The sequence below is a fragment of the Mesorhizobium sp. Cs1299R1N1 genome (assembly GCF_037179655.1).
Classification (GTDB): Bacteria; Pseudomonadota; Alphaproteobacteria; order Rhizobiales; family Rhizobiaceae; genus Mesorhizobium; species Mesorhizobium salmacidum.
The window spans coordinates 1-16,255 of record NZ_JAPYKR010000035.1; the positions used below are offsets into that span (position 1 = coordinate 1).

11 protein-coding genes and 3 pseudogenes are annotated in these 16,255 nt (G+C 58.5%); all 14 read right to left on the bottom strand.

Annotation, left to right across the window (positions count from 1 at the left end; translation table 11 throughout):
- Positions 1 to 441: 441 nt before the first annotated feature.
- On the bottom strand, positions 442 to 1,620 hold the full coding sequence (locus O7A70_RS32345) for a M24 family metallopeptidase (protein WP_337143973.1): 1,179 nt from the start codon (positions 1,618 to 1,620) through the stop codon (positions 442 to 444).
- Positions 1,621 to 1,748: 128 nt separating this feature from the next.
- Positions 1,749 to 2,219 (bottom strand): annotated as a pseudogene (locus O7A70_RS32350) (ATP-binding cassette domain-containing protein); the annotation flags it as partial.
- A 155-nt stretch (positions 2,220 to 2,374) separates the two neighbouring features.
- Positions 2,375 to 2,785 (bottom strand): annotated as a pseudogene (locus tag O7A70_RS32355) (ABC transporter permease); the annotation flags it as partial.
- A 15-nt stretch (positions 2,786 to 2,800) separates the two neighbouring features.
- Positions 2,801 to 4,382 (bottom strand): annotated as a pseudogene (locus O7A70_RS32360) (ABC transporter substrate-binding protein).
- Positions 4,383 to 5,424: 1,042 nt separating this feature from the next.
- Positions 5,425 to 6,426 (bottom strand): 4-hydroxyproline epimerase, encoded by a 1,002-nt coding sequence (locus O7A70_RS32365; RefSeq protein WP_337143974.1) that lies wholly within the window; start codon positions 6,424 to 6,426, stop codon positions 5,425 to 5,427.
- Between the two features lie 16 nt (positions 6,427 to 6,442).
- Positions 6,443 to 7,846: an NAD(P)/FAD-dependent oxidoreductase gene (locus O7A70_RS32370; protein WP_337143975.1), complete on the bottom strand. Its 1,404-nt coding sequence runs from the start codon at positions 7,844 to 7,846 to the stop codon at positions 6,443 to 6,445.
- A complete protein-coding gene (locus O7A70_RS32375) occupies positions 7,740 to 8,597 on the bottom strand; it encodes an HAD family hydrolase (protein WP_337143976.1) in 858 nt (285 codons plus the stop codon). Before O7A70_RS32375 ends, O7A70_RS32370 begins: the two co-directional genes overlap by 107 nt.
- Positions 8,590 to 9,663: an alanine racemase gene (gene alr, locus O7A70_RS32380; RefSeq protein WP_337143977.1), complete on the bottom strand. Its 1,074-nt coding sequence runs from the start codon at positions 9,661 to 9,663 to the stop codon at positions 8,590 to 8,592. Before alr ends, O7A70_RS32375 begins: the two co-directional genes overlap by 8 nt.
- 128 nt (positions 9,664 to 9,791) lie before the next feature.
- On the bottom strand, positions 9,792 to 10,664 hold the full coding sequence (locus tag O7A70_RS32385) for a dihydrodipicolinate synthase family protein (RefSeq protein WP_337143978.1): 873 nt from the start codon (positions 10,662 to 10,664) through the stop codon (positions 9,792 to 9,794).
- A 156-nt stretch (positions 10,665 to 10,820) separates the two neighbouring features.
- Positions 10,821 to 12,299: an aldehyde dehydrogenase gene (locus O7A70_RS32390; RefSeq protein WP_337143979.1), complete on the bottom strand. Its 1,479-nt coding sequence runs from the start codon at positions 12,297 to 12,299 to the stop codon at positions 10,821 to 10,823.
- 29 nt (positions 12,300 to 12,328) lie between these two features.
- Positions 12,329 to 13,144 carry a dihydrodipicolinate synthase family protein gene (locus O7A70_RS32395; protein WP_337143980.1) on the bottom strand — a complete coding sequence of 272 codons (816 nt, stop codon included), beginning with the start codon at positions 13,142 to 13,144 and terminating at the stop codon, positions 12,329 to 12,331.
- Positions 13,145 to 14,113: 969 nt separating this feature from the next.
- Positions 14,114 to 14,857 carry a GntR family transcriptional regulator gene (locus O7A70_RS32400; RefSeq protein ID WP_337143981.1) on the bottom strand — a complete coding sequence of 248 codons (744 nt, stop codon included), beginning with the start codon at positions 14,855 to 14,857 and terminating at the stop codon, positions 14,114 to 14,116.
- A 343-nt stretch (positions 14,858 to 15,200) separates the two neighbouring features.
- The gene (locus O7A70_RS32405) at positions 15,201 to 15,392 is read right to left on the bottom strand and encodes a hypothetical protein (protein WP_337143982.1); all 192 of its coding nucleotides are present in this window, start codon (positions 15,390 to 15,392) and stop codon (positions 15,201 to 15,203) included.
- A 305-nt stretch (positions 15,393 to 15,697) separates the two neighbouring features.
- On the bottom strand, positions 15,698 to 16,255 hold a 558-nt coding region (locus O7A70_RS32410; RefSeq protein ID WP_337143983.1), incomplete at its 5' end, for an HAD-IA family hydrolase.

The following is a 16,255-nucleotide window of genomic DNA, read 5'->3' on the forward strand; positions in this document are numbered from 1 at the left end:
TCGAACCGGCTCCTCGTCCCTGGACTTAAGCGTAAGCTCTGAAATCGTCATGTGTCGAAGCCCTCAAAGGCTCCGAGCATCGTGGCTCACGACCACGCGCGAAAGGTGGCGCCGGGACAGCGCTCACTTTGCATTCTGCATCATCCCCCGTTCAGAGAGCTCGCACCAGAACCATCGATCGGACGGGCGGTCCGGCTGATGGATGAACAGCGAAGCACCGCGTTGCGCGGCAGGTCAGCAAGGTCGGACTGTCGTACCTGCCCTTGCTGTCATTGCAGGTCTGCAAAGGAAAATCACGGAAGACGGAAAAGTCGATTACTGCGTCGATAGTGCAAAGCAGAGCCGGCTATTCCGGAGTAGGTTTCTCCAACATGTCCTGGTATTGTTTGTCAGAAAAAGTACATGAGCCACCGATGAGGCAAAGTTGTCGGTACTCAACATTTATACGGGAAGCTCGAAAAGGATGCGAGGGACAGTGGTGAGCAATTCGGCGCCATTCTCAGCGACTCGGACGGTGTCGCTCAATAGGTAGATTTCGCCGCGCTCGTGGAAGGCAGACTGCAGATCGAAGGTCATGTTGGCCACAATCTCGGTGTCGTTGTTGAGTCCCAAGCTCGGCCCCGTCGTCCAGTCGAGGCCAAAAGAGTAGCCGTTGCGCCCCTCCTCCCTCCTAAGGCCGTACGGCCGACTAGCCGCTTGAAACGCGCGCGCGACGTGGGCGCAGGTTGCGCCGGGGCGCAGCGCGTCGAGCGCGGCGTAGAATCCGGCCAGCGCACCCTCATGTTGGTGCTTCCGGCGAGGCGTGGCCGGGCCGAGGTGAGCGATCCGCGCCATTGGCGCGGGATACCTGTGCCGGCTGGCCGAAAACTGCAGATAGTACTGCTGGTTGGCTGCAAATACGTCGTCAATCCACAACTGGTGCGGCGCGTTGGCGAACTCGCCGCCTCGGATGTACGGTGGGCATGGCGGCGGACCGCCAGGGATCGTCTCGGTCCCGGCGCAAAGCGCGGACATGATCGCCGCGGCTGCGTCGCAATGCCTAGCGCCCACGGCGATCTTGCCAAGGCCAGCGAGCATCGCCTGGTCCGCTATCGCGGCGGCCTCTTTCATATACAAAAGCTCGCGCTCGGACTTGACCAGCGCACACTCGGACACCAAGCCGCTACCATCACAGGGCTCCTGAACACCCAATGCGCGGATAAGCTTATGGTAGTCGCTTGCGCGTAGGCCAGACATATCGACGCCGATGCGTGCGGATTCCCCCACCTTGTCCTTGACGAACCGCCCGATCACGTCCCACGCGCTGCGCTCTCCCGAGTCACCGACATAATCTTCGGCATACGCAATGACCTGATCCTGTGGAAGCCAACATCCGGCATCGGCTGCAGTGTCGGCGTCCATCTTGCGCAGAATGAAATACGGATCGTGATCCAGCGTAACGAACACGGCCTGAGGCTCCTCACCGGAAAAGGACTCGTACCCCACCAGATAGCAGTGATTGGCTTGTGAGATGACCAACAGCGCGTCCATCCCAGCCTTGGACATCAAAGCACGCAATTTATCGACCCGAGCCCGATATTCTGACGTCTCAAATGCCTGCACAAAGTTCCTGCCGTTCATATAACACGTCTCCTCCAATTTCGTTATTCGCCACGAGATATCCCACGCTTGCGCGTGGGAGCACACATGGGAGCAGCGGGGGCAGTTTGGCTGGTGGTCATCGCTCTGAAGTCTGTTAGTTCCCACCCTCTTTCGCCCGGCGATCGCTTATCGAGCCAGCCGATTTCCATCTCCGGCATGGACGACAGCAAGAGATCGGTATAGTCGTCGAACGGCGGCGCCCGCCCTTGGCTTTTCGCCCCATAGCGATACATGACCGCAATGGAATCAGCGATCGACTTCACCGTCGCGAGATCGTGGGTGATGAAGAGGTAAGCCACCTGCTCGCTCTGCTGCAGTTTGAGCAGCAGCTTCAGGATGCCGTTGGCGATCAGGGGATCGAGAGCCGAGGTCACCTCGTCGCAGATGATGAGCTTCGGCTTGGCGGCAAGGGCGCGGGCGATGCAGACGCGCTGCTTTTGTCCGCCCGAAAGCTCGGCCGGATAACGGTCAAGGAAGCCGGTGCCCATCTGGATTTCTTCGAGGAGCTCTTGCACGCGCCGCTCGCGCTCGGCACCCCTCAGGCCGAAATAGAAGGTCAGGGGCCGGCCGATGATGGTGCTTGAGCCACTGTTGGAAAAACACGTCATCATCGAGGTGATCTTCGTCTATCCGGGCATGGGCCAGTATCTGGTCGACCATGTCGCTGCGCGTGACGTGCCGGTCGTCCAGGCAGTCGGTCTGATCTTCGCCGCCGTTTATATCTTTCTAAACGCGCCAAGCCCGAAATGAGCTTATCGACCGGGCGGTTGTGATGACGCACGGCGATAAAACCCAGGATGACGGCCAGCGGGATTGACACGATGGCGGCCCAGAAGGCGAGGAACAGTGTGTTCCACAGCCGCTCCTTGATGGACGCGGCAATATTGAGCTTGGTCGTCAGCGCAGTGCCCAGGTCACCATGTAGAATTCCGACCAGCCAGTGGAAATACCTGACATAAGCAGGATCGTTGAGCCCCATTTCCTTTCTAAGATTCTGGAGCGCCAGCGGCGTCGCCGATTTGCCGAGGACGGCCTGGGCAACATCGCCCGGCAGGAGATTGGTGCCGGCGAAGATCAGAACCGAAACCGCGACCAGTAAGAGGATGCCCAGCGCAACGCGCTGCGCAATGAGTTTCGAAACCATTCTAGCGGCCCGGCCTCAGGCCTGGAGCCAGCATTTGGACAGTGCATAGCCGCCCATAAGTTCCTGGTTGCCATCCTTCGCCCAGCCGCCGACCTGCGGGCCTGTAGCGTCGATGAAGTCGTTGAACATCGGAGCGATCACGCCGCCTTCGTCACGGAGGATCGTACCCATATCGGCGTAAAGCTGCTTGCGCTTGTTAACATCACGTTCGGCGCGGGCCTGGAACAGCGTCTGGTCGAACTTCTCGTTGGAGAAGTGAGTCTCGTTCCAAGCGGCCTTAGAATAGTAGACGGTGGAATACATCTGATCCTGGGTCGGACGACCGCCCCAATAGCTGGCCGAAAAGGGCATGTTCCCCTGTTGTGACCAATAGCCGTCGCCTGGCTCGCGCTTGACTTCGATGGTGATGCCCGCCTTGGCTGCGCTCCTCTGATAAAGCTGGGCCGCGTCGAGCGCGCCTGGAAAAGCAACGTCGGAGATTTGAAGCATTATCGAGCCCGAATAGCCGGACTTCTTGTAATGGAAGGCTGCTTTGTCCGGATCGTACTTGCGCTGCTCCATTTCGGTAAAAAAGTGGATAATTCTTGCTAATAGGAGTGTCATTGCCGACGAAGCCATACCCTCCCAGTATCTTCTGCACCATCTCGTCGCGGTCGATGGCATACTTAAGCGCGAGCCGTAGGTCGTTGTTGTCGAAGGGCACAGTGTCGCAATGGACGACGAATACATAATGTCCGCGGCCGGCAACATTGCGAATAATCATGCCCGGAGCACTTTTGATGAAGTCAACGACCTTCGGCGGGACGCGGTTGATCATGTGGACCTGGCGGCTCTGCAGCGCCGACACGCGGGCGGTGTCATCGTTGATGATGAGGATTTCGATCTGGTCGGCAAAGCCGCGGTTGTCGCGCCAATAACTGGCGAACTTTTCGCCGCCGAGCCGCACACCGGCTTCGTTTACTGTGATCTTGTAGGGGCCGGTACCGATGCCTGCGGTTGGGTTGTCATGGCCGCCATTTGGCTGGATCACTAAGTGGAAGTCATCCATCAGGAAGGGCAGGTCGACATTAGCTTCCTTGAGTGTGAGTACCACGTTCTGCCCATCTACCGCAATTTTGTCGATTCCTTTCATGACGCCGAGCGCGCCGGACTTCGACCTTTCGTCCGAATGGCGCGCCATGGTGGCGAGCACGTCTGCCGGGGTCATCTCCTTGCCATTGTGGAACTGCACGCCCTTGCGGATCTTGAAGGTCCAGATCTTGGCATCTTTCGAAGAACCCCATTCTTCCGCAAGCGCAGGCTGCAGGTCACCATCAGGGTTGATCTGGACGAGCTGTTCACCCCATTGTCGCAAGAAGAACCAAGGAACCGAGCCCGAGGCCATCGCAGGATCGAGACTGTCCGTGGCAGACCCGCCCTGCAATCCCGCTTTGAGCAGGCCGCCCTTGACGGGCCCCGCTGCCTCAGCAGCCGTGCCAAGCAAGTTGTTTGCCAAAGCGGCGCTGACGCCAAGCGCTGTGGCTCGACCTAAAAACGCGCGCCTGGACAGTTCTCCTTTTGCGACTCTCTCGCCAAGTAGACGCAGTTCTTCGTTCATCTTAGTTCCCCTTTTTCTACGCCTTCGTGGCTGATGTTTCAATATGTTGACTCGCGCAAGCTGCTTTAGTCATCGTTTTCGTTCGCGCGTCGAAGAACGTGATCATTATTTCTTAGCGCTGTCCTTGCGCTTCAATCCCGTTCAACTGTGTTAAGCGGGCGAAAGGGCTCGCCAGCGACTGCGCCAAGCCTTCTTGAGTTGAGTAAACTAATGCCAGTCACTCTGGGATCGATCAGCATGGCAGGTGCCACTGTCGACAAATTGTCGTGAATGTCAATCTTATTATGAAAGCAATATCAGCAGAGTCGACGGTGACTGATTGGTTGTGCAGGCATGGCATGGCGCTCAACATCCCGGATGTCCGGGCCGTACCCGCAGGTCGGGAAAAATGCCTGAACAAATGATGGACGTGCGCAGGAAGTCAGCCCTGGCGGGATTGTTGGGTTCTCAAAAGCGAGCTGCGGGCGGTCGCCCTATTGAACGGCGGGATTCTTAGGAGCAGTCGCGGGCGTCTAGCGCAAGGGGCGCGGGTTCTTAGCCTTTGCAATCCTTGATACCTCCGGCGGATTGCGGTCCCTTTCCTCGGGATCATCTTCGTAAACTAAGACGTAGTTGGCTGCATGCTCGCCAAGCTGGCTGATTCCTCGCATCGGGGAATTTGAATCAGCGAGAAGATCCGAAGGCAAGAACACAAACCACCGAGCGGCCGGAAATCGCAACTGTGCCAAAAGAACCAGTCGCTCGATCTCGAAAGGAACCCCAAGCTAGCCACAAGCCGGAATGCGCAAAAGGCAAGGCCTCAGCCAGCGCCGCTCAAATGCCCGGTTGTTCCGGAAGCTCTGAAAATGAAACGTTGCCATCACGTTTGACGGACCAAAACTTCGGGGAAGCTGGACCGTCTCGGTAACTGTTTATTGTAAGTCAGCGTGAGCAGGTCGTGTCGCCCAAAGATAGCCAGTCCCTATCCCTTCATCAGGCCGAAGTGTCGACATATTGCCGTGAGCTTTCAATGCTCTTGGGACTAGATCAATCACCTCCTTCCTCAGCGAACCTGGAAGCCGAGGGCGAGTGGGTCACGCTCGTCAACGAGAATAGTGTTGTAACCCGTTAGGCGCGCCCAGCCGCTAATGCTTGGTCGGATGGCCGAGCGACCAGCGACCGCTGCCTCGCTCTCGACGCGGCCGTGAAACAGGGTCCCAATGATGGATTCGTGCACGAAAGTGTCTCCAACCTTGAGCAGACCCTTAGCCGCGCGTTGCGCCATGCGCGACGACGTGCCGGTTCCACACGGCGAGCGGTCGATGCCGCGCTCGCCATAAAACACAGCGTTGCGGCCGTCAGCCTCCGGGTGCTTAGCCTTGTCAGCCCACATCACATGGCTGACACCGGCGATGCGGTCATCTTCCGGATGCACTGGAGCAACCTTTTCCTGCACGAGTCGACGCACCAGCGGGCTAAAATGGAGGATCTCCTCGGCGGTCATGCTATCGAGACCGGCCCAGTCCTTCTGCGGCTCGATGATGGCGTAAAAATTGCCGCCATAGGATACGTCCACAACCAGTTCGCCCATGCCGGAGACGTCGATCGTAGTCTCGACGGCGTGCAGATAGGCCGGCACGTTGAAGAGGCGCACTTCCTCCACAAAGCGGCCTTTGCGACGATATTCAATGTCGACGCGGCCGGCCGGAGCCTCGATAGCTAGCTTCCCTTCGGTCTTTGGCAGGACAAGGCCCTGCTCTAAAGCGACCGTCACGGTGCCGATAGTGCCGTGGCCGCACATGGGCAGGCAGCCTGAAACCTCGATGAACAGGACACCGACATCGCAATCCTCACGCGAGGGCGGATAGAGAATCGAGCCCGACATAACATCATGACCGCGCGGTTCGAACATCAGCGCCTTGCGAACCCAGTCGTGCTCGGCTTGAAAAATCTGGCGCTTCTCGGCCATGCCGACATTGGGCAGAATCGGCGCGCCACCAACGACGACGCGCACCGGGTTGCCGCAAGTATGAGCATCGACGCAGAAAAAGGTGTGCGGATTCATGGCTTAGGCTCCCGGTTCAAGAAAAGCGGCTGGCTGAGAATGGGGCGAGGTCAATTGATGCGGTGCGGTCGGCAATCAGATCTGCAACGAGGCGGCCGGTGGTTGGGCCGAGCGTCAGTCCAATATGGCTGTGACCATAGGCATGGATAATGTCAGGCCGATTGGGCGAGGGGCCGATGACTGGCAGACTGTCGGGCGTGGTCGGACGATGACCCATCCATCGGCTTCCGCCTTCGGTTTTGAGCCCTGGAAGATAAGGACGGGCCAAGGCGGCCAGCGCATCGCTGCGGGCATAGTTTGCGGGAGCATCGAGGCCGGCGAATTCCGTCGCCCCGCCGATCCGCAGACCCATGTCCATCGGGGTGGCGACAAACTTGCGTTCGGCGAAGATGACCTCCCGGGTAAGAGATACCCCGGGATCTGGAATGGTGATGTTGTAGCCGCGCTCGCTTTCCAACAGCACCCGGTCGCCGATGGTCGCTGCAAGCCGTGCAGACCAGGCGCCGGCAGCAATGACCAGGCGCTCAAACGGCAGCTTCGTTCCGTCCGAAAGCTCAAGCGCAGTGCCGGCAACTGCAACCGCCTCCCCTTGAACGATTGTCGCACTGCGTGAAGCAACGTGTTCGCGCAGCCTGTCCACAACCCGCTTGGGGTCGGAGAAATGCGACCATTGCGGCGTCAGCACCGCGCGAACGACCTTCTTTCCGAGCGCGGGTTCCAGCCGCCTCGCCTCGTCGCCATCCATTTCTTCGAAAATGCCGGCGTGAAGGCGGCGTAGTTTGCGGTCCGCGGCATCGGCGGCAAAGCCCGCTTCGGTTTCATAGACCCAGAGTGCGCCGACGCGATGAAGTTCATGCGAGAGGCTGAGTTCGTCCAGCAGCGGGAGGAAATCGTCGTAAACAGGCGCGGTCAGGGCTGCGAGCGCGGAGGTGAGACGCAGCATTTCCCGATGCGAACCGCTTTTCATGAAGCGCAACAGCCAGGGCACCAGCTTCGGAAAATGCCCCGGGTGCAAGGACAGCGGCCCGAGTGGATCGATCAGCCAGCCCGGCACTTTCCATACGAGCCCGGGGACGCTTGCGGGCACGATCTCGGTAACGCCGAGGCCACCGGCATTGCCGAAGGAGGCCTTGTCGCCGGATGGGTCTCGATCCACCAGCGTTACCGCATGGCCATCGGAAAGCAGCGCCCGAGCCGTACTGAGGCCGACTATACCTGTTCCAACAATGACGACATGGCTCATGCAGGACTTCCGAGATCGAGAGTGGAGAGGTGACGGTCGACTTCCGCTGTCAGCCTTGCGGCCATGACTGTCACACCGGGGAAGATCTAGAGCGGCTTTCAACCACCCACTCAAAAGCCAATGCCAATCCGCCAACGTCGCAAGACGGTGCCACGATGTCGGCAACTTCTTGAACATGCGGCTTGGCATTGGAGACGGTGATTGCCAACCCTGCCCAGCAAAGCAGACCCAAGTCGTTATCAGAGTCACCTGCTGCAGCAACGTCAATGGCACTGAGACCAAACTCGCCGGCAATAAACGCAGCGGCAACGTCCTTTTGGACCCCTTTGGCGACCAGCTCCACAAGGTTGGGACCCGACTGCGCTACCGTGAGCGTACCGGAAAACCTTCTTGATAGAAGCGAAACGGACGCTTCGATTGTCTCTTCTCGAAAGGTGCCAAGCAGTTTGAAAGGGGCTTTCGGTGCCGCGTTTGGTGTGCTGATGAGTTGAAGACGGTCGCCAGTGACATCGGTGCGCCGTCTTGCGACGGGTTCATCGGACTCAAGAACGAAACAAGTATCCAAACCGAACCAGATAGGGCTTCCGCCCAGGTCGTGAACCGATGTCATTGCTTCAAGCGCAGTTTCGCGATCAAGGCGCGCTTCCTTGAGCGTAGTTCGGGACGAGAGCTTTCCGATCCATGCGCCGTTGAAACAGCAGACCGTATCCGATGCACCCACGTCGGCATGCACGCGTTCCAACCCCACAGGGGATCGCGCTGATGCCAGGATGAGGGGAAGCTTTACCGACTGTAGCGACCGCGCCGCCGCCGAAACGGCCGGGAGCAACACGTGATCATGCGTAAGCAGGGTTCGATCGACATCGCAAACGAAAAGCCGTGGCACCGCGGTTCTGCAGCGCTCGCTTGCAAATCTGAGGCTAGGCATGGGCCCCTCCATTCACGAAGAAACGCTTGCAGCCCCGGCCGAGCGCAATTATCGCTTCGTGCTCGTTCGTAGCAACGGTTTCAGCGACTTCCCGGTAGGTGATCGTACCGCCGACAATTTCGGCGGCTGCCCCGACATGCACCGCCGTCTCCGGAAGGGCCGAGATATCGACGGCTGTCAGGTCCATTGAGACGCGCCCGACCACGGGGGCACGCAGACAGCCGAACACCACAGAACCCCTGTTGCCGTTGTCGCGCATGAATCCATTCCCATAACCAATGGCGAGAATTGCGATTCGTCGAGGTTCAGGCGCATGCCAGGTGCAGGAGTAACCCACTGGATCGCCCTTCTTCAGCGTCCGGACCTGGATCACAGGCGCGAGAATGGTCGCCGGTTGTTCCATCGGGTTATCAGCATCAGCAAGCGGATTGATCCCAAAGGTAGATTTGCCTGGCCGGATGATGTCTCCGTGCAATTCCCTTCCAAGAAAAACACCACAGGAATTCGCGACGGAAAGTGGCGCTCTGGGCAAGAGCTTAGCGCGCTTGGTAAGGCGGGATACCTGAAGACGGCAAAGATCGAGATCGACATCGTCGGCTGAGGCGAAATGCGTCATGTAGGCCTGAACACTGCAGGACGCGAGCAAGGGCTCGGCACACTCATCATCCTCGGAGGCAAGACCAAGCCTGTTCATGGCGGTATCAAGATGGATGAAGGCCGGGATCCTCTGGGCGGTCCGCTTTGCCACGGCCGAGATCACATGAAGTTGCTCCAGCGAATTAACCACGGGAATGATGTCCCGCTCCCGGGCTTCGGCCATATCCGCCGGCGAAACGCCGTCGAGGACGGCGATGCGTGGTCCGGGCCCAAGATCGGCGCGCAACGCCAAGGCATCTTCGAAACGAGCAGAAAGGAACAACTGTGCGCCAATACTTTGCAGCGCTTGCGATGCCTCCCGCATTCCGTGGCCATAGCCATCGCCCTTGACGATGGCGGCACAGGTGCCACTAGTCATCTGCGCCAGCTTGCGAAAGTTGCGCTGGATTGCAGCAAGGTCGACCAGCATGACCGGCCCACTCGAAAGGCTGCGTCGCGCGTCATGCGGAAAGGCGGTGAGGGAATCGGGACGGGTCATCGGAACCGGAGAATCAGAGGCTCCGAGCCGCCCGCTGCCGGGCGGCCCGGATTCTGGGTTCAGGCCGAAAGCGCCTCGACAGCGGCTTCGACCAATTTCATCTCATCGGCCTTCAGCGGTGGCACAGGCATGCGGCACAGGCCGACCCTGCGGCCGGTCATCTCGCTTCCGGCCTTAGCAACCGGGTTGAAGGGCAGCGTCCAGAGCAGACGGCTGATCGGCTGGAGTGTCTTCCACACCTTTTCCGCCCGCTCATAATCCTTCGACTTCACCAGATCCCAGAGCTTACGGATCTGCGCGGGCGCAACGTTGCCGGAGCCGGTGAACAGGCCGGTGGCGCCATTCACGAGCGCGAAGAAATTAAGAAAGTCACAGCCACAGAACACTTTGGCGCCCTGCCCGGCTAGCTTTTCGATGCGGCTGGGATCGGCGGTGCTGTCCTTGATGTAATCGACCCCGTCGATCTCCGAAAAGCGGCCGAAGATTTCCGGCGTGATGTCGAACTGGGTATAGGCCGGGATGTTGTAGGCCATGATCGGGGTTTTGATCGCCTTGGCGATTTGCTCATAGTGCCAGCGCACCCCGTCTTCGCCCGGACCTTCGAAGTAAGGCGGCAGGACCAGAACCGCGTCAGCGCCCACGCCTTCGGCGTGCTTTGAGTTCTCCACCGCATCTTCGGTGCGAATTGCCGAGGTCTGGACGATCACTTTGGCGCGGCCATCAACGCGTCGGCAGGCCACTTTAGCCAGCTCGCGTTTTTCCGATTCTGACAGGAACGGGAATTCACCCGTGCCGCCATTTACGGCAATGATGTGCACAGCGTTTTCGACAAGCGAGTCGATGTTTGCCTCGAACGCCGCAATGTCGAGAGTTGCACCGCTGTCCTTAAACGGAGTGCAGATGGGAACGCAGACGCCTTCCAAAGTGCTCATACTAGTCTCCTTATTGAGTGGCCCCTACAGGGCGGACAAAAGGGTTTCTTCTTCCAGGGCACATGTGGATGCGAATGCTTCCGATCTCGACAGGAATGATCCTGCCGGGCGGCTCGGGCGGCTATTGTCTGAAGGTCCACCAGGGCCCTGTGCCGCCTATCGCAGTTGCATCCAGATGGCCTTTGTTTCGGTATACTGGTCGTGGGCCGCGAAGCCCTTGTCCTTCCCGCCGAAGCCGGATTCCTTGTAGCCGCCAAATGGGACCGCGAAGTCGCCTTCGGAATAGCAGTTAACCGAAACGGTGCCGGCGCGGATCGACCGCGCGATCAGGTGAGCCCGGTTGAGGTCGTTGGTGTAGAGCGACGCCGCCAGGCCATAATTGGTGTCGTTCGCAATGCGCACGGCCTCGGCATCGTCACGCACGGTGATGACCGACAGGACAGGGCCGAAAATTTCCTCGCGCGCGATCGCCATGTCGTTCGTCACGCCTTCGAAGATGGTTGGTTCGATGAAATAGCCGCCGGTGCCCTTTAATACCTGATTGCCGCCGAGCGTCAGCTTGGCGCCCTCGGATTGGCCCTTCTCGATATAAGAGAGGACCTTCTGCATGTGCGGCTCTTCGATCATGGCCCCGATCTTGGTCGCCGAATCCAGAGGATCTCCGATCTTCCAGGTCTTGACGGTTTCCTTGAGCTTCGCGAGCAAAGGTTCGCGGACCTTCTCGGAGACGATCAGGCGCGTGCCGGCGGAGCAGTTCTCCCCCTGACAAAACAGGAAGCCGGCGGCGATCTGCTCTACCACGGGGGTGAAGTCTGTCACGTCATCAAGGACAATGGCCGGGCTCTTGCCGCCACATTCCAAGACGATGCGCTTCATGTTCGATTCGGCGGCGTATTTCAGGAAATAGCGGCCGACCTCGCCAGAACCCGTGAAGCTGACGCAGTCGACGTCCCTTTGCAGACCGAGCGCGCGGCCAGCGGTCGGGCCCAAGCCTGGCACGACGTTAAGCACGCCTTCGGGAAGACCGGCTTCGGCGGCGATGGCCGCAAGGCGCAGCAGCGAAAGTGAGGTTAGTTCCGCGGGCTTGATGACGATGGAATTTCCGGTGGCGAGCGCAGGGGCAATCTTCCACATGGCAACAAACAGCGGGAAGTTCCAGGGAAGGACCGCGCCGACAACCCCGACCGGCTCCCGCATGATCATGGAAACGACGTCTACCGGGGCGGGAGACATCTGGTCGTAGAGCTTATCCGTCGCCTCGGCATGCCAGCGCAGCGTTTCAATGCTGTCGGGAAGATCCACGTTGCGGGAGTCATTGAGAGGTTTCCCGCAATCGAGCGTCTCGATCAGGGCGAGTTCATCGATGTTCTTTTCGATCAGATCGGCGAAGCGCAGCAGCATCTTCTTGCGGTCGCGTGGCGTTTGGCGTGACCACGACCCGCTTTCGAAGGAGGCGCGCGCGCCCGCAACGGCCTTATTGATGTCGGCGTCGTCTCCGGCTGAAACCTGCGCCAGTTCCTTGCCCGTGGCAGGGTTGAAAGTTGCAAACGTTTCGCCGCGTTCCGTGCTGCGATAGTTGCCGTTGATGAAGGGTCGCGTCTCGAAGGTCGCGGGGATCTTGATATTGACGGTCATATTATGTCCTCAACCGGTTGGGGGTTTCTTCAATTCACCCAGGAGGCGATTTTCTGCGACTTGAGGTTTTCGTAGAGCTTGTCGGAGCGCTCGACATCCGACAGGCCGATCAGCGGCGCATGCACATCGCATGCCGACGCGCCGTATTTGAACTGGTTGTACTTGCCTCCATCCTGCATCAAGTAGATCAAAGGCATCATCGTCTTCATCGGCTTGCGCCCCAGCAGGAAGTCTTCCCTCTCCACGCACGCATTATAGAGGGCGACGTGTTCCGCCGGCAGGGAAGTTGGAAGCGCCGGCGATCCAGGAGCGCGTGCCCCATAGGAACTGGTCCAGAGCCTGATCATCGAAACCGCAGACGCGTTGCATCTTCTTGATATCGAGGACGCCTTCGAGGAACTCCTTGTCCATGTCCACGCCGGTGCTGGCGGGGAAATTGTAAAGGATCGCCAGCGAAGTGTTTTTTCGATGTTACGGAAATGCGCAATGAGCTCCGGCTTTCCGGGCAGGGAATAAGGCGGAGCCGCCAGCAACTGCGCCCCGTAGCCTAGGCCTTCGGCGAATTTGGCCAGCTCAATCGTCTCCTCGGGCCGCATACTATTGGCGCCGACATGAAGCGGAATGCGGTTCTTCACGATCTCGGCCACACGCGCCAGGATGGCTTTCCGTTCCTCGAGGGTCTGTGAATAGTATTCTCCGGAGGAGCCACCGGGAATGAGGGCATGCACGCCGTTGGAGATGAGAAGCTCAACAAGCTTGTCCAAGGCCTCTAGGTCGAGCTGGCCGCTATCATCATAAGGGGTCGCGAGAGCCGTCAGGACGCCGCTCAGTTGAGGTATCTGCATTAGAAAAATCCGCCATGTAAAGCCGGAATCTGCTTGGGAAGGTCGACGAGCTCACGCTCTATTTCGACCTTCATGTTTCGAGCATTGTCGACATATTGTCGTTTCTGCGTTCTGTCAATGGGCTTTCGCTGCGTGAGCAACTTGCAACAAGGCGATTCATCCGTGACCTCGGACCTGTCGTAGAGCGCACTTCATGGTCTTCCGAACGAATTCTCCTAACCTTTCGCCGCCTGCTTGATAGCGCTTCGAGCTGGCCAACGCAGGGTCCTTGAGGGACAGAGAGGGGAGGCACTGCGCAAGCGATCCGCCATGGCACACGTTGTAGCCGTGTGCGGAGACTGGGACGTGGAAATTGTCTGCGCTGCCTGGTGATCATCGACGACCGCCAGGTCAGTTGCGTTAACGCGGCAAGGTTCGTATTCGCTGTGGCTCGTTATTGTTCCGAGCTCGGTCGCGATCATCACGGCATTGTAGACGGGCATGCTCAAGCCAATCTTCGAGCCCGACAGCCGGAGTTGGCTCCCAGGACGCTCAGCCCCGACCGCCACGATCTTCATCTTGAAGTGATGGACGGTTCCAGAAATCGGAGCAATTTTCGTCCTGGAACAGGCTTCCGGCCGCGGATCGAGGAGATGAGTTGCGTGACCTTACTTGATGGTAGCGCACTTCTGGCCGGCGTCCTCCCCACAGACGGCGGCGTCTACTAGTCGCGATCTAACCTGACCGGATCCCGGGGCGACCTGGATTTCCGGAGAGGGGGGCGACACGACCAAAGAGGGTTACGGAAAAGCCCCGCCTGAAGAGCAAAAACATGCAACCCCAACGATGCCACCGCCGAACGAGCCTCTGCGCGATGTTCCAAGAAAATCCCTCAAGTTTTCGCTGATCAAAGATCGGGTCCCGTTGCCGATCGAAATGGCATAGTCGACATTCAGTCTCGAAGATATGCAACAACTCGAGGGGGCTCCGTCAAGTGGCAATTCTCATTTTAGAGGTGATGCTCCGCTCCATATATTCTAGGAAGTCCCCTTTGAACTGCCTCGCGTGCTCGTGGGCAAGGCGTTCAGCCTCGTCTGGATCTTGAACGCGGATGGCTTCGACCATTTCTCGGTGATGCTCGTTCAGGCGCCCTGCTGGGGAGCCGAGGCTCTTGAAAAGGAATTCATTATGAAAGTAGAGCATCCGTCGCCCTTCCTCTAGAATCCGCTTATAGAATCCGGCGAAATACTGATTTCGGCCCGCCTGCGCGATCCTGAAGTGAAAATCATAGTTGCCTTCGATCACAGGCAACCAGTCGCCGGTATCGACACCGAGCCTCGCTTTCTTTTCATATATCCCAAGTATAGTTTCGATTTCCTCTATGTCCCGTTGCGAGCGGCAAATGGCAGCTGACCTATGGGTAGCGCGTTGCAGAAGATCCAATGCATCTAGATATTCGGGCACGCTACGGAAATCGAGAGGGGCTACGATGGTGCTGCGGTTCTGAAGCGTAACGACCAATCCCTCGCTCGCAAGGCGCACCAGTGCCTCTCGAATAGGGGAGCGCGAAAGCTGGAAGTGTTTACCCAACCCTACCTCGTCCAATGGGGCGCTGGGGGGCAGCACCATGCTTAGAATGTTGTGACGAAGCTCCGTATAGACCCGGGTACTTCCGATTTCTCGCGGAACCGCAGGCTCCCGGACTGGCGCTGTCTTTCTTATCGGTACATTCATCCCTATATCTCTCCAGAGCAGTTTCGGTCGGGCAGATCGTTCGAGATACCTGAACTCAACGGTCCGTCCTGACGTTCGGGTTCTCTAGTATCACTCAAACCGATAGAGGTCGACATTTTGCATACATCATTTGTGCGGCGCGGACGGAAAGGAACGTCCCGTCCCTGTGCGCCCGAAGGAGCGCTTCGACTCCTCGATTTGCTGGTGTTCTTCTTCCGATGCACAGCTGCATACCGATGTATTGCGCTGTGAGAGGTCGAGGGTACCCTAATTTTTGGATACGCTGCGGGTATCAATTGGGGTGACGACGGCGCTTCTGTTCGGAACCGCCATAACAAGCGCTTCACTCGCCCAGGCCGACGAGTTCTTCGCCTATCGGCGATCTTGAAGATCGAAACGCTGGCTGAGGGTGACTTCGTCCTACGGATGGCTCGGCGGCAAAGGCATCTTGAGAATTTTGTGGCTGAGCTCGGAATAACCCTTGCGCTTCTGTTCCTTCCTTGCTGACGGTTCGAGCGGCATTTTTCTTGCTCAATCACTTTCCTCTTTTACGACATGACATTGCGATCGCAAAAGGACGGCTTTCAAGCTCGATCTGACACTCCAATGCCGAGCAACGACCGAGATACCGCCCGACAGCGCACTTTCCGCCTCGGTCTCCCCTCTCCGCCCGAGTCCACCTGCCCCCTCCGAATTGACGGGCAAAAAGCCGCAAGGCGAAGTGCGATCCTTTCGCCGAAGTCTTCGAAAGCCATCTCTATTTGCCCTCATGCTCACGCTCCGGCGTTCAACCTTTTCCGCTAAAAGGGCGCCTTGCCGTCAGTAATTCTCCCGCCTCGCTTAAACCAGATCTTTTGCGCTGCAATGCCTTGCTGAGCGAAATTGTGGAGACAAACTGCCATCAAAGATTTGACAAAGGTCCTTTGCTACATAATCGGGAGCGTCGTTCTCGCCTTGACGCAACTCACCGCAGTCGTTGAGGCCAGTGGACAGCAGAAGTGAGTCGAGCCCGGCAGCCTTTGCGCCCTTGATGTCGGTATCAAGCTGATCGCCGACCATCAGAAGGCGGTCGGCACCTGCCCGAGCGATGCATTCCTCGAAAATCGCTTTTCCTGGCTTGCCCATAAACTCCACCGGGATCGGAGGAGCTCCAAACGGTGCTAGTCCGGCCTCAAGCATTGGCCCTATTATGCCTGGCCCAAAGATCAACGAGCCGTCATTGCTGGGATAAATGATGTCCGCGTTTGCCGCGATAATGCCGGGCATTTCGCCGGTCTCAATCAGCCGTCGGTGAAAGACCGACAGGATGCGGTCGGCAGCTCTTTTGAAGTCGAAACCTTCGTCGTCGAGCACCACGAGCGTGTCGAATGTCTCGGCTGTCTCAGCGCCACGAAGGTT